Annotated in this window: 13 protein-coding genes; 10 read left to right on the plus strand and 3 right to left on the minus strand. The window is 69.8% G+C overall.

Annotated elements, in window-relative coordinates; genetic code table 11:
• Positions 1-68: 68 nt before the first annotated feature.
• A complete protein-coding gene (valS, locus tag ACSU1G_RS08425; protein ID WP_439279481.1) occupies positions 69-2,792 on the minus strand; it encodes a valine--tRNA ligase in 2,724 nt (907 codons plus the stop codon).
• A gap of 69 nt (positions 2,793-2,861) precedes the next feature.
• Between valS and ACSU1G_RS08430 the strand changes: the two genes are divergently transcribed.
• From ACSU1G_RS08430 to ndk, 8 genes are all read left to right on the plus strand, one after another.
• Positions 2,862-3,275 carry a DUF488 domain-containing protein gene (locus ACSU1G_RS08430; RefSeq protein ID WP_439279482.1) on the plus strand — a complete coding sequence of 138 codons (414 nt, stop codon included), beginning with the start codon at positions 2,862-2,864 and terminating at the stop codon, positions 3,273-3,275.
• The gene (locus ACSU1G_RS08435) at positions 3,272-4,705 is read left to right on the plus strand and encodes an FAD-binding oxidoreductase (RefSeq protein WP_439279483.1); all 1,434 of its coding nucleotides are present in this window, start codon (positions 3,272-3,274) and stop codon (positions 4,703-4,705) included. Before ACSU1G_RS08430 ends, ACSU1G_RS08435 begins: the two co-directional genes overlap by 4 nt.
• A gap of 61 nt (positions 4,706-4,766) precedes the next feature.
• Complete coding sequence (locus ACSU1G_RS08440; protein WP_439279484.1) at positions 4,767-5,540, plus strand: SDR family oxidoreductase; 774 nt, start codon at positions 4,767-4,769, stop codon at positions 5,538-5,540.
• A 17-nt stretch (positions 5,541-5,557) separates the two neighbouring features.
• Complete coding sequence (locus ACSU1G_RS08445) at positions 5,558-6,013, plus strand: hypothetical protein (protein WP_439279485.1); 456 nt, start codon at positions 5,558-5,560, stop codon at positions 6,011-6,013.
• A gap of 274 nt (positions 6,014-6,287) precedes the next feature.
• Positions 6,288-9,734, plus strand: coding sequence for an isoleucine--tRNA ligase (ileS, locus tag ACSU1G_RS08450; RefSeq protein WP_439279486.1), 3,447 nt, complete (start codon positions 6,288-6,290; stop codon positions 9,732-9,734).
• Positions 9,731-11,290 carry a bifunctional folylpolyglutamate synthase/dihydrofolate synthase gene (locus ACSU1G_RS08455; protein ID WP_439279487.1) on the plus strand — a complete coding sequence of 520 codons (1,560 nt, stop codon included), beginning with the start codon at positions 9,731-9,733 and terminating at the stop codon, positions 11,288-11,290. Before ileS ends, ACSU1G_RS08455 begins: the two co-directional genes overlap by 4 nt.
• The gene (locus ACSU1G_RS08460; protein ID WP_439279488.1) at positions 11,280-11,852 is read left to right on the plus strand and encodes a DUF4233 domain-containing protein; all 573 of its coding nucleotides are present in this window, start codon (positions 11,280-11,282) and stop codon (positions 11,850-11,852) included. Before ACSU1G_RS08455 ends, ACSU1G_RS08460 begins: the two co-directional genes overlap by 11 nt.
• A gap of 67 nt (positions 11,853-11,919) precedes the next feature.
• Positions 11,920-12,342 carry a nucleoside-diphosphate kinase gene (gene ndk / locus ACSU1G_RS08465; RefSeq protein WP_439279489.1) on the plus strand — a complete coding sequence of 141 codons (423 nt, stop codon included), beginning with the start codon at positions 11,920-11,922 and terminating at the stop codon, positions 12,340-12,342.
• A 321-nt stretch (positions 12,343-12,663) separates the two neighbouring features.
• On the opposite strand, the gene ACSU1G_RS08470 is transcribed toward ndk, so the two are convergent.
• Entirely contained in the window at positions 12,664-13,746 is a 1,083-nt protein-coding gene (locus ACSU1G_RS08470; protein WP_439279490.1) for a hypothetical protein, read from the minus strand.
• Positions 13,747-14,044: 298 nt separating this feature from the next.
• Between ACSU1G_RS08470 and ACSU1G_RS08475 the strand changes: the two genes are divergently transcribed.
• Entirely contained in the window at positions 14,045-14,563 is a 519-nt protein-coding gene (locus tag ACSU1G_RS08475; protein ID WP_439279491.1) for a GyrI-like domain-containing protein, read from the plus strand.
• 9 nt (positions 14,564-14,572) lie between these two features.
• Here the strand turns inward: ACSU1G_RS08475 and ACSU1G_RS08480 are convergent, their stop codons facing one another.
• The gene (locus tag ACSU1G_RS08480) at positions 14,573-15,115 is read right to left on the minus strand and encodes a vitamin K epoxide reductase family protein (protein WP_439279939.1); all 543 of its coding nucleotides are present in this window, start codon (positions 15,113-15,115) and stop codon (positions 14,573-14,575) included.
• A gap of 521 nt (positions 15,116-15,636) precedes the next feature.
• Between ACSU1G_RS08480 and ACSU1G_RS08485 the strand changes: the two genes are divergently transcribed.
• Entirely contained in the window at positions 15,637-18,645 is a 3,009-nt protein-coding gene (locus ACSU1G_RS08485) for an Rne/Rng family ribonuclease (protein ID WP_439279492.1), read from the plus strand.
• Positions 18,646-18,792 lie beyond the last annotated feature (147 nt).

The following is an 18,792-nucleotide window of genomic DNA, read 5'->3' on the forward strand; positions in this document are numbered from 1 at the left end:
CGGCCGGGGGGACTGGCTAGGACTGGCTGGGACTGGCTGGGACTGGCGGGTATCGGTGGGGCCGCGCCCTACCGCCCGGTGGATCCAGTGGACCCAGTCGACTCAACAGGCTCAGCGGACTCGGGTGCGGCGAGCACCACGTCGGAGACCAGCACCTCGGTCTCGCCCGCGGGGGAGCCTGCCGCGAGGGTGAGCTCGCGGACGTTGCCGGCCGCCTTCAGGTCGGCCAGCCCGCCCCGCAGGGACCCCAGGCGGTTCTCCGGGGCGGTCACGACGGCGGAGAGCACCTCCGTGCGCTGCTTCACCTTCGCCTCGGACTTTGCCCTGCGGATGCCGCCCAGGGCCAGGGCGACGGCCGCCAGGACGTCGGCGGTGGCTCCGGCGGACGCGGCCTCGATGCCGATGATCTGGTCCGGCTGCCCCGGCCAGGCGGCCCGGTGCACGGACCCGGTCTGCCACCAGCTCCAGACCTCCTCGGTGGCGAAGGGCTGGAACGGGGCCAACAGGCGCAGCAGGGCGTCCAGGGTGGTGGCGAGGGTGGCCCGCACGGAGGCCTGTTCGGCCTCGCCGTGGCCCCCGTAGGCGCGGTCCTTGATCAGCTCCACATAGTCATCCGTGAACTGCCAGAAGAAGGACTCCGTCAGGTGCAGGGCCCGCGCGTAGTCGTAGGACTCGAAGGCCCGGGTGGACTGCTGGATCGTGTCGAAGAGCCGGACCATGAGGGCTCGGTCCAGGGGATTGGTGATGACCGCGGCGTCCTCTGCCGTGCGCACCACGTGCTCCACGGAGGCGCCCAGGTTCAGCGCGAACTTGGAGGCGTTGAGCATCTTGATGGCCAGACGCCGGCCGATCTTCATCTGCGCGACCTCATAGGCGGTGTCCGCACCCAGCTTGGCCGAGGCCGCCCAGTAGCGGACCGCGTCCGAGCCGTATTCGTCCAGCACATCGGTGGGGACCACCACGTTGCCCTTGGACTTGGACATCTTCTTGCGGTCCGGGTCCAGGATCCAGCCGGACAGGGCGGTGTGGTTCCACGGCACGGTGTCCTGGAGTGACTCGGCGCGGACCACGGTGGAGAAGAGCCAGGTCCGGATGATGTCGTGGCCTTGGGGGCGCAGGTCGAACGGGAAGACCGAGGCGAAGAAGTCCTCATCCCTGCTCCACCGCCCGGCGATCTGCGGGGTGAGGGAGGACGTGGCCCAGGTGTCCAGCACGTCCGGGTCACCGGTGAAGCCGCCGGGCACGTCCCGCTGGGAGTCCTGGTAGCCCGGGGCGGTCTCGGCGACCGGGTCCACCGGCAGCTGGTCCTCGGCGGGCAGGATCGGGTGGTCGTAGTCCGGTTCGCCGGAGTCGTCCAGCGGGTACCAGACCGGGATCGGCACGCCGAAGAACCGCTGGCGGGAGACGAGCCAGTCGCCGTTGAGGCCCTGGACCCAGTTCTCGTACCGGGACCGCATGAACTCGGGGTGCCAGGACAGCTGCCGGCCACGGGCCACGAGCTTCTCGCGCCGCTCGGCATCCCGTCCGCCGTTGCGGATGTACCACTGGCGGGAGGAGATGACCTCGAGGGGTTTGTCCCCCTTCTCGAAGAAGTTCACCGGGTGGGTGATCTTCTTCGGCTCACCGTCCAGCAGATCGGCCTCGATCAGCGAGGCCACCACGGCCTCCTTGGCCGAGAACACGGTCTTGCCGGCGAGCTTCTCGTACTCGGCCCGGCCGGACTCCGTGGTGATCCACTCGGGGGTCTCCGCATGGAAGCGGCCGTCCCGGCCGACCACGGTCCGCGTGGGCAGATCGAGCTCGCGCCACCAGGTGACGTCCGTCAGGTCGCCGAAGGTGCAGACCATGGCGATGCCGGAGCCTTTGTCCTGCTTGGCCAGCCCGTGGGCCCGGACCTCGACCTCGACCCCGAACAGGGGAGAGGTCACGGTGGTCCCGAACAGGCCCTGGTACCGCTCGTCGTCGGGATGGGCCACCAGGGCCGAACAGGCCGGCAGCAGCTCGGGCCGGGTGGTCTCGATGATCACCTGCTGCCCCTCCGGCGTGAAGAAGGGGATCCGGTGGTAGGCGCCGGACACCTCGCGGTCCTCCAGTTCGGCCTGGGCCACGGCGGTGCGGAAGGTGACGTCCCACAGGGTGGGCGCCTCGGCCATGTACGCGTCACCGGAGGCCAGGTTGCGCAGGAAGCCCCGTTGGGAGACGGAGCGGGAGGTGTCGTCGATGGTCCGGTAGGTCAAGGACCAGTCCACGGACAGCCCCAGCCGGGTGAAGAGGTCCTCGAAGACCTTCTCGTCCTCCACGGCCAGTTCCTCACACAGCTCGATGAAGTTCTTGCGGGAGACCACGTCCCAGTCGCGCTGGTTCTTCGCAGGCTGCTCGGGCGGGCGGTAGTCCTCGAGGTACGGCTTGGTCGGATCGCAGCGCACCCCGTAGTAGTTCTGCACCCGGCGCTCGGTGGGCAGGCCGTTGTCATCCCAGCCCATCGGATAGAACACGTTCTTGCCGGTCATCCGCTGGTACCGGGCCAGCACATCGGTCTGCGTGTAGGAGAACATGTGCCCCACGTGCAGGGATCCGGAGGCGGTCGGCGGCGGGGTGTCGATCGAGTAGACCGCCTCCCGCGTGGTGTCCGGATCGAAGGTGTAGGTGCCGTTCTCGCGCCAGACGGCGGAGAGCTTGTCTTCGAGTCCCTCCAGGCCGGGGCGGTCCGGAACGGTCACGGTGGGTGCCGGGGCGGGGGCGGTGGACGGAGAAGTGGCGGGCGTGTCTGTGCCCGGGGTCTGTTCAGCCATGGTCTCGATTCTCCCATGACCCCCGTACACCCCCGAACCCGGTGGCCCGGGAGGGTTTACGGTGGGGGCATGGCACCAGAATCCGGAGAGCGCCCCGCGGAGATCCGCATCCGCCGTGTCTACGAGTCCCCGGACGGCGGGTACCGCGTCCTGGTGGACCGGATCTGGCCGCGCGGGATCGCCAAGGCAGACCTCGAGCTCGACGAGTGGTGCAAGGCGGTGGCCCCCTCCAATGAGGTCCGGAAGGACTTCAACCACGATCCCGAACGCTTCGCCTCCTTCCGCCGGCGGTACACGGCCGAGCTGGAGCACACCGCAGACCCGGAGGAGCCCGACGACGGCGGCGCACCCGCGGTGCAGGCCCTCCTGGAGCGCTGGCGGGACTCCCGCAAGAAGGATCTCGTGCTGGTGTACGCCGCGAAGGACACCGAGAACAACCAGGCGGTGGTCCTGCGGGACCACCTGCGGAAGCAGGACTCATGACGGCAGGGCCGGCCGGCACCGGGGCGCTGCTCGAGGACCTCGCCGCGGAACTCACCCCCGAACTCAGCGCGGGCGCGCTGACCACGGACCCGGAGGTGGTCTCCTCCCACGCCCGGGACGAGGCCCCCTTCGCGGCCGTCGGCACGGCCCTGGCCCTCGTCCGGGCCCGCACTGTGCAGGACGTGCAGGCCACGATGCGCTGGGCCTCCAGGCACCGGATCCCCGTGGTGCCGCAGGGCGCCCGCTCGGGGATCTCCGGTGGGGCGAACGCGGTGGACGGATGCCTGCTGCTCTCGGTGGAGAGGATGGACCGGATCCTGCAGGTCAATGCGGCCGAGCAGACCGTGACCGTGGAACCCGGGATCATCAACCAGGACCTGAAGGACGCGGTGGCCGCCCACGGCCTGTCCTACCCGCCGGACCCGGGATCCGTGGCGATGTCCTCGATCGGCGGCAACCTCGCTACGAACGCCGGCGGGCTGTGCTGCGTGAAGTACGGCGTCACCCGGGACTACGTGCGGCAGGTCGCCGTGGTCCTGGCCGATGGCACCCTGACACGGTTGGGCAGCACCACCGCCAAGGGAGTGGCCGGGCTGGACCTCTGCGGCCTGTTCGTCGGCTCCGAGGGCACCCTGGGGATCATCGTGGAGGCCACCCTCCGCCTGGTGCCGAGCCTGCCTCCGCCCCTCACCGCCGTGGCCACCTTCCGCCAGCCCCGCGAGGCCGCCCAGACGGTCGCTGAGTTCATGGGCGCCGGTGCCCGTCCCTCCATGATGGAATCCCTGGACCGGATCTCCATCGACCTGCTGAACCGCTTCGGTGACTTCGGCCTGGACGATCAGGCCGGAGCCCTGCTGCTGATGCAGTCGGACGGCAACGGCGTGGTGGCCGAGGCCGCCCGGGAGGTCGCCGAGTTCGCTGACGTGGCCCAGCGGCTCGGGGCCCTGGAGGTGGCCTTCAGCGAGGATCCCGAGGACAGCGAGGCCCTCGTGGCGGCTCGCCGCATGGCCCAACCGGCCTTCGAGCGGTACTCCCGTGACCACGGTGGCGGGCAGCTGCTGGACGACGTCTGCCTGCCCCGCACCGCGATCCCGGAGTTCTACGACCGGCTGGACGCCGTCCGGGCCCGGACCGGGCTGATGATCGCCGTGGTGGCCCACGCCGGAGACGGCAACATGCACCCCTCCGTCTTCTTCGACACCACGGACGAGACCTCCGTACGTCTGGCCCATGAGGCCTTCGACGAGATCATGGCGATCGGCCTCGACCTCGGCGGCACCATCACCGGCGAGCACGGGGTCGGGTCCCTCAAGAGCGCCTGGCTGGCCCGGGAACTGGATGAGGGCAGCCGCCGGCTGCACCGGGCCGTCAAGGACGCCATCGACCCGCTCGGGATCATGAACCCCGGCAAGCAGTTCGCGGCGCTGTGACGTGGAGCAGTGACGTGGAGCAGCGAAGCGGATCGGTGAAGCGGATCAGTAGGGTGGTGCCATGAGCACTCAACCGCACCGCACCGCCGTTGTGACCGGGGCCTCCTCCGGCATCGGCCGGGCCACCGCCGCCCAGCTGGCCGCCGCAGGATGGACCGTCTACGCCCTCGCCCGTCGCTCGGAACGACTCGAGTCCCTGGCCGCCGAGGTGCCTGAAGGGACCGGCAGGATCGTGCCCCTGACCGTGGACGTCGCCGACCGGGAGCAGGTGGACCGGGCCGCGGCCGTGGTCGAGGACGGCGGAGGAGCGGACACCCTGCTCTGCATCGCCGGCGGGGCGCTGGGCACGGACCGCGTCGCCGAGGGGCGGGCCGAGGACTGGGACTGGATGTACCGGGTCAACGTCGCCGGCACCCTGAACACCACGCAGGCCTTCCTGCCGATGCTGCGGGCCACCGGCCACGGCACCGTGCTGGTCCTGACCTCGACGGCGGCCCTGGCCAGCTACGAGGGCGGCGCCGGGTACAACGCGGCCAAGATGGCCCAGCACGGCCTGGTGGGGGCCTTGCGCCTCGAGGAGGCAGACCACAACGTCCGGGTCGTGGAGGTGCTGCCGGGGATGGTGCACACCGAGGAGTTCACCCGCAACCGGCTCGGTGGCGACCAGGAGGCCGCGGATCAGGTCTACGCGGGCGTGGAGAAGCCGCTCACGGCCGAGGACGTGGCGGACGTGTGCACCTACGCCGTCACCGTGCCGCACCACGTCAACCTGGATCAGATCGTGTTGCGTCCGGTGGCCCAGGCCGCCCAGTTCAAGGTCATCCGCACGCCGTAGACGAGAGGGCAGGAAGAATGAGCATGGAGAACACCCCGAGACTGCGCCGGGCACTCGGCATGGGGCTGGCCACGGCGGCCGCCTCGGCGATTCCCCTCTGGCGGATCCCGCGTAGACCACTCGTCCTGTGGACCGGCGGACTGGCCGCCGTGGCCGCGGCCGGCGGTGCAGCACTGGCGATGGACCGGGCCCGGCGCGAAGACGAGGTCCAGGGCACGGCCAGACCGGCCAAGCCGCTGGCCCGGCGCATCGCCGGGCCGGCCTTGATCGGCACCGCGGTTGGCAGCGCTGCGGCCGGAACCATGTGGTTCACGGCGGTCTCAGACCGGTGGGCCGAGGCGTTCGTCGCCAGGCTGGGCGCCCGTCGCCCCCGGGCCACCTACGCCGTCCTCGCCGGGGTCGTCACCGCGGCCGTCGAGTACGCCGATCCGGCGCAGCGGGCCACGTCCCCCTCCGGCGCCGAGAAGGCGTAGAATCGGCTGAAGTAACCCCAACAGCCAGCAACACCAACAGCACCGACCCGGCCATCACCGGCGAGCTTCCGGAAGAACAGCCCCGCAGCCAGCATCTGTCTGTCTCGCGGGTCCCAGTAGACCCGGACGGGTAAGCCCGTCACAGCAGTCACAAGCGGCCGGCCCGGCCCCGCAGCAGTCCAGCGGGACACGGGACGGCAAGCAGGGTGGTACCGCGCCTCACGGCGTCCTTGCAGTTCGAGCAGACCAGCACCACAGTCGACCTCACGCAAGGATGGAACGCCCCGTGTACCCCCTCGCCAGCTCTGATCCGGACGCCACCGGCCCCGGCACCCCCGCGTCGCCGCGCTTCCCACAGATCGAGGAGCGCATCCTGAAGTACTGGGAGGCGGACGGCACCTTCCAGGCCTCCATCGAGGCCCGCCCGGCGGAGCACGAGGACGGCTCGCCGAACGAGTTCGTGTTCTATGACGGCCCGCCCTTCGCCAACGGCCTGCCGCACTACGGCCACCTGCTCACCGGCTACGTCAAGGACCTGGTGGCCCGCTACCAGACCCAGCAGGGCCGCCGCGTGGAGCGCCGCTTCGGCTGGGACACCCATGGGCTGCCCGCCGAACTCGAGGCCATGAAGCAGCTGGGCATGACGGACAAGGCCCAGATCGAGGCCATGGGCATCGACACGTTCAACGACGCCTGCCGAGCCTCCGTGCTGAAGTACACGGACCAGTGGAAGGACTACGTCAACCGGCAGGCCCGCTGGGTCGACTTCGAGAACGACTACAAGACCCTGAACCCCGAGTTCATGGAGTCCGTGCTGTGGGCGTTCAAGTCCTTGCATGAGAAGGACCTGACCTACCGCGGTTTCCGGGTGCTGCCGTACTGCTGGAAGGACGAGACGCCGCTGTCCAACCACGAGTTGCGCATGGACGACGACGTCTATAAGTCCCGCCAGGACCCCTCCGTCACGGTGGCCTTCCCGGTCACGGGGGCCACTGCCGGTGCGGCGGAGCCGGACCTGGCCGTCGAACTCGCCGGAGTGCGGGTGCTCGCCTGGACCACCACCCCCTGGACCCTGCCGACCAACCAGGCGCTTGTCGTCGGGCCGGAGTTCAGCTATGCCGTGGTCCCGGCCGGGCCGGACGCGGACGAGGCGGTCGCCGGCCACCGGTACCTGCTGGCCGCGGACCTGATCGGCGCGCACGCCAAGGAGCTGGGATATCCCGACGCCGGCTCCATCACCGAGGCGGTCACCGCCACCTATGCTGGGGCCCGGTTGGCCGGCCTCACCTACGAGCCGCTGTTCACCTACTTCACGGACCCCGAGGAGTACGGGACGCAGAACGCGTGGCAGCTGCTGGTGGACGACTACGTCACTACCGAGGACGGCACGGGCGTGGTGCACCAGGCACCCGCCTACGGCGAGGACGATCAGCGGGTCTGCGAGGCGAACGGCATCCCCGTGATCCTCTCCGTGGACGAGGGGGCGCGGTTCCTACCCCTGTTCGGGAAGGGGGACCTCGGCGGCGGGGTGCTGAAGGACATCGCCGGCGTCCAGGTCTTCGAGGCCAACCGGAGCATCATCCGGGCCCTGCGGGCCGCCGGAAAGCTGGTCAAGGAGGCCTCCTACGAGCACTCCTACCCGCACTGCTGGCGGTGCCGCACCCCGCTGATCTACCGCGCCATCACCTCCTGGTACGTCTCTGTCAGCGCGTTCAAGGACCGCATGGTCGAGCTGAACGAGGACATCAACTGGATCCCGTCCAACGTGAAGCACGGCCAGTTCGGCAAGTGGCTGCAGAACGCCCGCGACTGGTCGATCTCCCGTAACCGCTACTGGGGCTCACCGATCCCCGTCTGGGAGTCGGACCACCCGGACTACCCGCTGCAGGAGGTCCACGGCTCCCTCGCCGAGCTCCAGGAGGCCTTCGGCCGCCTGCCGCGCAATGCGGCCGGAGAGGTGGACCTGCACCGGCCCTGGATCGACGAGCTGACCCGCCCCCACCCGGACCCGGAGGCCGCCGCCGCCGGGGCGAGGATGCGGCGCGTGGAGGACGTGCTGGACGTCTGGTTCGACTCCGGCTCCATGCCCTACGCCCAGGTGCACTACCCCTTCGAGAACCGCGACTGGTTCGACTCCGGGCACCACCCGGCCGACTTCATCGTGGAGTACATCGGCCAGACGCGTGGCTGGTTCTACACCATGCACGTGCTCTCCACCGCCCTGTTCGACCGGCCGGCGTTCTCCAACGTCATCAGCCACGGGATCGTGCTGGGCTCGGACGGGCAGAAGATGTCCAAGTCCCTGAAGAACTACCCGGACGTCTCCGAGGTGCTGGACCGGGACGGTTCGGACGCCATGCGCTGGTTTCTGATGGCCTCGCCGATCCTGCGCGGCGGCAACCTCGTGGTCACCGAGGAGGGGATCCGCGAGGGCACCCGCCAGGTGCTGCTGCCGATCTGGAATGTGTGGCACTTCTTCAGCCTCTACGCCAACTCCGCCCGCGGCCTCGGGACAGACGGAGCCGGTCGCCCCTCCGGCTACCGGGCCCAGCCCCGCTACGAGTCCACCGACCCCCTGGACCAGTACCTGCTGGCCGCCACCGGGCGGATGCTGCGTGAGGTCAAGACCGGGATGGACGCCTACGAGGTCTCCGATGCCACGGACGCGCTGCGTGCCTACACGGACACCCTGACCAACTGGTATGTGCGCCGGTCCCGCCAGCGCTTCTTCGACGAGGACACCCAGGCCCTGGATGTGCTGGCGACCTGCCTGGAGGCCTTCTGCCGTGCGGCCGCACCCCTGCTGCCGCTTGTGGCCGAGGAGATCTGGCGGGGATTGACCGGGGGCCGCTCGGTGCACCTGACCGACTACCCGGATCCCGCCCCGTTCTTCTCCGGCTTCGGTTCCGAGGCCGCGGCCGAGGCCGGCGTGGAGCGGATGGAGACCGTGCGGCGCATCGCCTCGGCCGGGTCCTCCCTGCGCAAGGGGGCCAAGCGGCGCGTCCGCCTGCCCCTGCAGTCCCTGACCGTGGTGGTCCCGGACGCCGCCGGACTGACCGGGGCGTACACGGAGATCATCAAGGACGAGCTGAACCTCAAGGACGTGCAGCTACTGGATGCCGCAGAGGTCTCCGCGGCGGACTTCGGTATCAGCCAGTCCCTGTCCGTCAACGCCCGCGCGGCCGGCCCGCGGCTGGGCAAACAGGTCCAGGTGGCCCTCAAGGGCGCCAAGTCCGGGGACTGGTCCGTGGCCGAGGACGGCTCCGTGGTCGCCGGCGGGATCGCCCTGCAGGAGGGGGAGTACTCCCTCGAGACCACCGTGGGCGCTGCCGGCTCGGCGGACGGGGACGACGACGGCGCAGCGGCCACGGCGCGGGCCGTCACCGTGGTGCCCGGCGGCTTCCTGGTCCTGGACACGGACGTGCCGGCCGCCCTGGCGGCCGAGGGGACCGCGCGGGACGTGATCCGCGCGGTGCAGGCGGCCCGCAAGGACGCCGGGCTGGACGTGTCGGACCGGGTGCGGACCGTGATCACCGGACCGGCCGTCGTCGTGCAGGCTGTTGACGGACACCGGGACCTGGTCTCCAACGAGACCCTGACGCTGGACCTGGTGCTGCAGGATTCCGGCGCCGAGGACCCACGCCGGGACCCGGCGGATGACGCGACGAAGACCGTGCAGGTCACGGTGGAGAAGATCACGGTGGAGAAGGTGGAAGCATGAGTCAGACGCCCCCAGCGCCCCAGACCGTCGAGGCGGTTTACCGGGACCTGCTCGCGCGGGCCCCGGAGAACAAGATGGAGCCGCGGATGGCTCCCATGTTCCGGGCCATGGAGCTCCTCGGGGAGCCGCAGCGCGCGGCGCCCGTCATCCATCTGACCGGGACCAACGGCAAGACCTCCACCGCCAGGATCATCGAGTCGGTGCTGCGCGCCTACGGGCTGCGCACCGGGCGGTACACCTCGCCGCACCTGAGCTCGGTGACGGAGCGCATCAGCATCGACGGTGCCCCCGTGGAGGAGGGGACCTTCGTGCGGATCTGGAACGAGATCCTGCCGATGGTGCAGGTGGTGGACGCCGAGCTCGAGGCGGCCGGGGAGGTCCGGCTGACCTACTTCGAGGCCGTGACCGTCCTCGGCTTCGCCGTCTTCGCGGACGAACCCGTGGACGTGGTGGTACTCGAGGTCGGCCTCGGCGGGATCACCGATGCCACCAACGTGGCAGATGCCGTGGTGTCCGTCGTGACGCCGATCTCGCTGGACCACAGCGACCTGCTGGGGGATTCGGAGGCGGAGATCGCGCAGGAGAAGGCCGGGATCATCAAGCCCGGCGGCTTCCTCGTCTCCGCGGCCCAGGACCCGGACGCGGCCCAGGTGCTGCTGGATGCGGCCCGTGCCGCCGGAGCCGGCTTCCGGTTCGAGGGCGTGGACTTCGGGGTGGAGTCCCGCTCCGTCGCCGTGGGCGGCCAGCAGGTCTCCGTGCAGGGCATCGCCGGTCGTTATCCGGAGCTGACCCTGCCCCTGCACGGCGAGCATCAGGCCGAGAACCTGGCCCTGGCCATCGCCGCACTGGAGGCCTTCTTCGGTGCCGAGAAGCCGCTGGAGTTCGACCTGCTGCAGGAGGGGGTGGCGCAGGTGTCGGCCCCGGGCCGGCTGGAGGTGCTGCGCAAGGCCCCGACCATCGTGGTGGACGCCGCGCACAACCCCGCGGGGATCAAGGCCACCGCCGGTGCGCTGCAGGAGGCCTTCGGCCTTCAGAAGCTGGTGCTCGTGGTGGGGATCCTGCAGGAGAAGGACGCCCTGTCCATGCTGACGGAGCTCTACCGCGAGTTCGGCGACGAGGTGGAGGACCTCTGCCTGACGCAGTCCGACTCGCCGCGGGCCATCCCGGCCGGCGAACTGGCGCAGCTGGCCCTGGACGCCGGCTGGCCGGAGGACGACCTCTTCGCCACCGAGTCCCTCCCGGATGCCATCGAGTGGGCCGTGGGCCGGGCCGAGGCGGTGGACGGTGGCGGTGCCGACGCGTCCGGACTGGGCGGCGGCGTGCTCATCACCGGATCTATCACGCTCGTGGCCGAAGCCCGCGAGCTGCTGGGCGCACCGGCGGCCGGATCCGCCGGGCCGACGACGCCCGAAGTGGTGGCCGTGCCCACCGCCGTGGACGTCTTCGATGACTTCGGGCTCGAGCTGGGTGACGGACTGGACGAGGACGACGAGGAGTTCGAGGACATCTTCGACGAGGGTGATGAGGATGATGAGGGTGAACAGGATGAACGGTAACGAGACCGACGGTCAACCGCAGGACCGCCCGGACCGCCCGGACCGCCCGGACCGCCCGGACCGCCCCGACCGCCCGGACCGCCAAGCCTCGGCCGCGGACCCGGGTGGGCGGGAAGCCTGGCGGCCGGCGCGCGAGTCCAGGTCCCAGCGCGCCTGGACCCCCGGGCAACGCAAGAAGGCCCGCTCCATCCGGGCCACCTTCACCTCCTCCGTGCTGGTGATGGAGGCGCTCGTCCTGGTCTTCTTCGGCATGGCCCTCGCCGGCGCGAACCGGGGTACTCCGATGGCGCCGTGGATCCTGACGATCTCCCTGATCCTGGCCGTCGTGGCCGTCCTGGACTGTGCGCTCGTCCGGAAGCCGGTGGGCCTCTGGATCGGCTGGGCCATCCAGATCCTGCTGGTGGCCTCCGCCTTCATCGAGTACACGATGGCGATCGTGGGGATCGGTTTCGGACTCACCTGGTGGTACGCCGTGACCAAGGGCGGTCAGATCGACCGCGAGAACCTGAAGCGCGCCGAAGCCGAGGACCGCTGGCGCGAGGAGCATCCGGACGGCGTGTGACACCAGGACCGGAGCGTCCCGTTAGGGTTGGACCCGGAGAAACCGTCCCGCACACCAAGGAGCATTCGTGACCACCACCGTTGAAGAGACCCTCGTCCTGATCAAGCCCGATGGCGTGGCCCGCAACCTGACCGGCCAGATCCTGGCACGTATTGAGGCCAAGGGATACACCATCGCCGACCTGACCATGCTGGTGCCCGGCCGGGAGCTGCTCGTACAGCACTACGCCGAGCACGAGGGCAAGCCCTTCTTCGAGCCCCTGGTGGAGTTCATGGGGTCCGGCCCGGTGGTGGCCGCCCGCGTGCAGGGCCACCGCGTGATCGAGGGGTTCCGCTCCCTGGCAGGTACCACCGAGCCCACCACAGCGGCCCCGGGGACCATCCGCGGCGACCTCGGCCGTGACTGGGGCGAGTCCGTGCAGAAGAACCTCGTCCACGGCTCCGACTCGACCGATTCCGCCAGCCGTGAGCTCGGACTCTGGTTCGCCTGAGCCGCTGAGCTGGTCAGACAGCGAGCCGCAGGCCCGCTGCCGCTGACCGACTGAGCCGCTGTCCGTGGCCGACGGAGCCGCGCCGCTCCGCGCCAGCGCCGCTCCGCGCCAGCGCCGCTCCGCGCCAGCGCCGCTCCGCGCCAGCGCCCGGCGCAACGTCATCCGATTCCACGCATTCCGACGACCGTTTCCCGCCGGAGATGCGTGGAATCGGATGACGCTCTGTTTCCGGCCGTCTCCAGCCGCCTCCAGACCGTCTCCAGACCGTCTCCAGCCGCCTCCAGGCCGTCACTAAACCGCCGCCCGGCGTCCTCCCGGATATCAACCTGCACGCCGGGGCACGCCGTGGTGGACCAGCAGGCGTTCGAACCGTCGGTGGTCGCGGAGGTCTTTCCACAGCCAGCGCATGACACCGGCTCCTGTACGGCGGATGGCGTCCTCCCGTTCCTTCTCCCGGACCAAGACGTCCTGCCAGGAGTCGCCGGGTTTCCGGAGGGCTTCCGAGTACTTGGACTTCCCGTCGAACTCGCCGGCCAGCCCGATCTCCTCCCACCAGTGGTCGACCCGGGCGATCCAGCGGCTCCCGTCGTAGAGGTTCCGCTGGGGTTCGGGCACCACGAAGCCCAACTCGTGGACTGCTGCCCGACTCAAGGACTCTCCCGGGGATTCCGCCCGTCCATCTGCGAAAGACCACGCCGTCTCGAGTCGGTACTGTCCGGCCTGTGAGGTGACCAGCGGTTCAGCGAGGTCCGTGAAGGTTCCGGCCCACGCGCTGTGGTGGCGCTTCACGGCATCCGCCGGCACCGCGGAGACCTGGAGCGGTTCATGGATGAGCACATCGGCCAAGGCCTGATGAAGAGGAGCGCAGAGGACGGTCCCCACTTCTGTGCCATCGGAGAGCCGCACGAGCACCGACTCCGGCTCCCGCGTGTCCTGACGCCGGGTCCACCGACGACGCACCCCGGGCTGGACAGGAAAGGAACCGCTGAACTCCTGTCCCGTCGAGTCCAGGTGCCGGAGGTACACCTTCATCCGCTGGGTGCCGTCCCGATAGGGCTTCGTCGGACGGACCACGCCGGCCCGGCCAGCAGAACCTGCTCGGACCTCGAGGTGCGCGGGGACATCGGCAGTGGGCAGCCCCCGGATCAACAGGGCCGTGAGGCCCCTGAAGACCACCGGTTCCTGGCGGGAGAGGGCGTGGGCCACCGTACTGATCAGATACCGGTCCCACGGGGCGTGACGGAACCAGGAGCCGGTGTGGCAGTAGACGCCAGGGGCCAAGCGCAGGGCATCCCCTCGGTCCACGGCTCGTCTCCAGGTGCTCGCGGAACGACCTTTCTCGGGGTTGCGGCAGGAGATCAACAGGGGATCCTGTTCGGTCGGGTGCGGTTCGATGCTGTCCACCCGGTCATCGTGTCTGAGGATGTGGGCGTCTGGGTGAGCGTGGTGCCGGTGTCGTGGACAGCTCGGTGCTGGCAGTGGGTTGTGGAGTACGAGTCTTGGTTCGACGGCGAGATGGGGCCGGTGAACCGGATATCCTCCGATTCCACGCATCTGCGGCGCTGCGTTGTGGGGAGTCTGCGTGAAATCGGAGGACGACCCCCACGCCAACCCGACCCCGACCCCGACGCCAGCCCCGATCCAGTCACCAGGCCGCATTTTCGGAGTGGTCGGGTGGCCTGGACGGGCCTACGCTCGTGTCATGACCGAACCCAGCACTCCGTACTTCTTGGCTGAGCCCTACACCGCGGTCGCTCTCCTCGACGCTCCGGAGGTGCCCACCGTCGTGAGCGCCTTCTCCGACTTCCCGATGACGAACATGCGGGAGGCCTTCGACTCCACCTTCACCGCCCTGTTCCCGGCCCTGAGCGCCCAGGGCATCCAGCCAGTCGGTCCGGGCTTCTCCCTGCACACCCGTATGCCCACGGACACCGTGGACATGGAGATCGGCATCCCGGTGGACCGAGCCCTGGCGGAGAGCGTCACCGAGGGGGCCGGGGTGACACTGCGGGCTTCTCGGCTCCCGGCTGGACGGGTCGCGATCATCTCCCACCTGGGGTCCTATGACGGGCTCGGCGAGGCCTGGGGGGCCTTCCTGCAGGCCGTCGCCGAGGCCGGCCACCAGCCGGCCCTGCCGTTCTGGGAGATCTACGTGACGGAGCCGAGCCCGGAGGCGGACGCAGCGTCCATGCGCACCGACCTCGTCACCCTGCTCGGCTGATCAGCCGGATCAGAAGAAGGCGTTCGAGAAGCGCAGCAGGATCGAGGCCATGACCCCCACGTAGAGCAGCACGATGATCGGCCAGCTCCACTCCGCCGCGAATTTCCGCACGCCGGCGGTCGAGGGGATGACCCCGTGCTGGAGGTTGCGGGAGGTGAGCAGGATCAACATCAGGATCATCCCCGCCCAGACGACCATGCAATACAGGCACAGGATGCTGATGTCATAGACGGCCTGACTCCACAGCCACACGATGAAGACGAATCCGGCCAGCACCCCCACGTTCATCCCGATCCAGTACCAGCGGGAGAAGCGTGCGCGGGCGAACAGGGCCATCGCGATGGTGAGGACGATCGGGAACGCCACCATGCCGATGAACTGGTTGGGGAAGCCGAACAGCTGCGACTGCCAGGTCTTCATCACCTCGCCACAGGACACCCAGGGGTTCACATCGCAACTGGTGATGTGGGCCGGATCGTTCCACAGCATCACCCGCTCCATGACCAGCATGAGCGTGCCGTACAGACCGATCAGCCCGGTCACCAGGAGCATCCACGCCGTGCCGCGAGGCCGTGCGTACCAGCTCCGGTGTGGTTCGGTCTCGGGACGAGGTGCGGGTTCGGCGCCGGCACCGACGATGGCTGGGGAGTTCACCGTCCCATCGTAGAACCTCCCGGCGTTGTCCACAGGCGTGTGAGACAATGAACATCGACTCGCCAGTGGCCACACCATCGGCCGAGTCCATCGGACGGCCACCGGGCTGGCGGCAGAGGATTGCGGCAGTGTTAGGAAACTGCCCGGCCAGAGTGATGCGGACCGCGCGTCCCTGGCCTGCGACAGCCGCCACGGGCACGCGAGACCACGCGTCAGACCGGGTCGGTCGCCGATGGTTCCGGGTACGTGCCCCGCATCCAGCGGAGAACGCGATTCCGGTTCAACTCAGACTTTTGGAGTCCGTCGACGGCGGCACCCCGAGGACCGCTGGACGGGGTCGGGGGAAACGCCACCGGGAACGGACCTACCCGCTCCGCGGGCACGAGTGTGGCGTGATCGCGGTGCAGGAGGTGCTGTTCATGACAGCCAACGACCAGAACGAGCAGAGCGAACAGAACGAACAGAACGAACAGGGCGAGGGCGTCACGGAGGCCGCCGCAGCGGCGCCCCCGGAGGAGTCAACAACCCCCCGGGCCGAGACGACGGCCCCGGTGCCACCGGATGCAGATGCGGCCGTCAAGGCTGACACCGCGGAGGAGGCCGACGTGACGGCCGAGCCCGCCGCTGCGCAGCAGGAGGAGGAGGAGTCAGCCGAGGCTGAGTCCGGGGACCCCTTCGCCGTGCCGCACGACGCGCTGGCCCTGATCTTCCAGGCCCCGGACCTGTCCACGCTGCCGCCGGCCACGCGCTCGCCCCGCGCTCAGCGCGCCCCTGGCGCCGACCAGCAGGCGGATCGCGCCGACCACCGCGCCGACCACCGCGCCGACCGCACGGACGATGGCGAGGACGACCAGCAGCACCACCAGGGCGAGGACGACGACCAGCAGTCGGGCTCCCGCTCCTCCCGACGGCGCCGGCGCAGCCGTGGCCGCTCCGGGGGTCAGGGCTCGGACCAGGACCGCAACCACGACGACGGCGACGACCACTCCCAGCGCCGCTCCGGTCCCCGGGATGCAGACCACGCCGCAGACCACGACGAGGCCGACGAGGACGGCGGCAGCACGCGCCGCCGCCGCAAGCGCCGCCGAGGTGACGTGGACATGGAGCTCGAGGGTGGAGCCGGGGACGACCCGGAGAACACGGTGACCCGCGTCCGGGCACCCCGCCAGGCCGGGTCCACCGGCCCCGAAGCCGTCACCTCGCTCAAGGGTTCCACGCGCCTGGAGGCCAAGCGTCAGCGCCGCCGTGATTCCCGGTCCGGGGGCCGTCAGCGCCGCCATGTCATCACGGAGGCGGAGTTCCTGGCCCGCCGCGAGTCGGTGGACCGGAAGATGCTGGTGCGTCAGCGTGATCATCGCATCCAGATCGCCGTGATGGAGGACGGGGTCCTCGCCGAGCACTTCGTGTCCAACACCACCCAGGACTCGCTGATCGGCAATGTCTACGTGGGCAAGGTGCAGAACGTGCTGCCGTCCATGGAAGCCGCGTTCGTGGACATCGGCCGCGGCCGCAACGCCGTGCTGTACGCCGGTGAGGTCAACTGGGACGCCGCCAACCTCGAGGGCAAGTCCCGCAAGATCGAGAACGCCCTGAAGTCCGGGGACTCCGTGCTGGTGCAGGTCACCAAGGACCCGGTGGGCCACAAGGGCGCCCGCCTGACCAGTCAGATCTCCCTGCCGGGCCGCTACCTGGTCTACGTGCCGGGTGGATCCATGACCGGCATCTCCCGCAAGCTGCCGGATGTGGAGCGCTCCCGCCTGAAGAAGATCCTGAAGGACCACCTCCCGGAGAATGCCGGCGTGATCGTGCGGACCGCCGCCGAGGGCACCTCGGAGCAGGAGCTGATGCATGACATCAACCGGCTGCGGGCTCAGTGGGAGGGGATCGAGGCGCAGGCCGCGTCCACCAAGACGCTGGCTCCCGAACTGCTCTACTCGGAGCCGGACCTGACCATCAAGGTGGTCCGGGACGTCTTCAATGAGGACTTCTCCGGCATGGTCGTCCAGGGCGAGGAGGTCTGGGACAACATCGAGGCCTACGTGACCTACGTGGCCCCGGACCTGCTGCCCCGACTGGAGCAGTGGAAGTCCGAGGAGCATGACGGTGAGGACCTCTTCGCCTCGAACCGCATCGACGAGCAGCTGCAGAAGGCGCTGGACCGCAAGGTGTTCCTGCCCTCCGGTGGTTCCCTGGTGATCGACCGGACCGAGGCCATGACGGTGGTGGACGTCAACACCGGCAAGTTCACCGGCTCCGGTGGCAACCTGGAGGAGACGGTCACCAAGAACAACCTGGAGGCGGCCGAGGAGATCGTCCGTCAGCTGCGGCTGCGGGACATCGGCGGCATCATCGTCATCGACTACATCGACATGGTGCTCGAGTCCAACCGCGACCTCGTGTTGCGCCGGATGGTCGAGTGCCTGGGCCGGGACCGTACCAAGCACCAGGTCGCGGAGGTGACCTCCCTCGGCCTGGTCCAGATGACGCGTAAGCGGATGGGCACCGGCCTGGTGGAGATCTTCTCGGAGAACTGCGAGCACTGCAACGGCCGCGGCATCATCGTCCACGACATGCCGGTGGAGCACCGCCGCTCCCACACCGCGCAGGGCGAGCCCCGCGGTCAGTCCGGTTCCAGCCACGGTGGCGCATCCGGCGGGGGAGACAGCAACGCCCACGACGGCGGCCGGAAATCCTCCCGCAGTGAGCGTCGCCGCCGCAGCCGGGAACGTCAGGCCGAGCGGGAGCACCCGGACCTGTCGGAGGCACCGGTCGAGCGGCAGCTCAGCCCCGAGGAGGAGGCCGAGCGCAAGGCCCGCGCCGAGGTCGCCCGGACGGCCTTCGCCAACATGGCGGCTGCCGCAGCCCACGCGCACGACGAGAAGCAGGACCAGAAGCAGGACCAGAAGCAGGACCAGAAGGGGCGCGAGAAGCAGGAGGGCCAGGGCGGAGCCGCCCAGGACTCCGAGCGGTCGGCTTCGACCCTGACCATCGGGGGCGAGTCCGTGGAGATGCCGCGGGGACGCCGCACGTCCCGGCGCGCCAGGTCCACATCGGACCTCTCCTCGCTGGAGAGCGCCCTGGATGAGAAGACCCCGCACGACCAGCAGCGTCAGGTTCAGCCGGAGCCGGCTGCAGCGGCTGCCGCACCGGCTGCCCAGTCTGCCGCTCCGGCTGCCCAGTCTGCCCCAGCGGCTGCGGCGCCGTCAGCGCGACCGGCGCGCCGCCGTCGTGCCGCCTCCTCGGATGGCACCTCCGGTGACATCCGGACGGTGGACGTCTCCGCCTCCGGAGCCGACGCCGCCCAGGGCCACCGGTTCAGTGCCTCCGCCGCCCCTGCACAGGACAAGGCTGCTGAGCCCGGCGGCGCCCCGGCGCCGATGATGCTCGGGGTCGGGGTCAAGGCGGAGGATATCGCCCGTCCCGAATGAGCGTGTCATTTGGTCCAGACGGGCACCGGCGGGTACGATGAATACTCGGTGCTGCGCCGCCGTCGTTTTCTGTCTGCCCCGTCTTGGGTGTTGGAAAGCCCGCCGGTACGCCTAGGGCCATAGCCCCCGCTGTCCGGGACCGTCCGC

This window comes from Microbacterium sp. A93 (genome assembly GCF_051842835.1).

What these genes read in the sequence shown, in the direction of transcription:
- valS (WP_439279481.1), bottom strand. Translation starts at nt 2,792, where the DNA reads ATGGCTGAACAGACCCCGGGCACAGACACGCCCGCCACTTCTCCGTCC.
- ACSU1G_RS08430 (WP_439279482.1), top strand. Translation starts at nt 2,862, where the DNA reads ATGGCACCAGAATCCGGAGAGCGCCCCGCGGAGATCCGCATCCGCCGT.
- ACSU1G_RS08435 (WP_439279483.1), top strand. Translation starts at nt 3,272, where the DNA reads ATGACGGCAGGGCCGGCCGGCACCGGGGCGCTGCTCGAGGACCTCGCC.
- ACSU1G_RS08440 (WP_439279484.1), top strand. Translation starts at nt 4,767, where the DNA reads ATGAGCACTCAACCGCACCGCACCGCCGTTGTGACCGGGGCCTCCTCC.
- ACSU1G_RS08445 (WP_439279485.1), top strand. Translation starts at nt 5,558, where the DNA reads ATGAGCATGGAGAACACCCCGAGACTGCGCCGGGCACTCGGCATGGGG.
- ileS (WP_439279486.1), top strand. Translation starts at nt 6,288, where the DNA reads ATGGAACGCCCCGTGTACCCCCTCGCCAGCTCTGATCCGGACGCCACC.
- ACSU1G_RS08455 (WP_439279487.1), top strand. Translation starts at nt 9,731, where the DNA reads ATGAGTCAGACGCCCCCAGCGCCCCAGACCGTCGAGGCGGTTTACCGG.
- ACSU1G_RS08460 (WP_439279488.1), top strand. Translation starts at nt 11,280, where the DNA reads ATGAACGGTAACGAGACCGACGGTCAACCGCAGGACCGCCCGGACCGC.
- ACSU1G_RS08475 (WP_439279491.1), top strand. Translation starts at nt 14,045, where the DNA reads ATGACCGAACCCAGCACTCCGTACTTCTTGGCTGAGCCCTACACCGCG.
- ACSU1G_RS08480 (WP_439279939.1), bottom strand. Translation starts at nt 15,115, where the DNA reads ATGCTCCTGGTGACCGGGCTGATCGGTCTGTACGGCACGCTCATGCTG.
- ACSU1G_RS08485 (WP_439279492.1), top strand. Translation starts at nt 15,637, where the DNA reads ATGACAGCCAACGACCAGAACGAGCAGAGCGAACAGAACGAACAGAAC.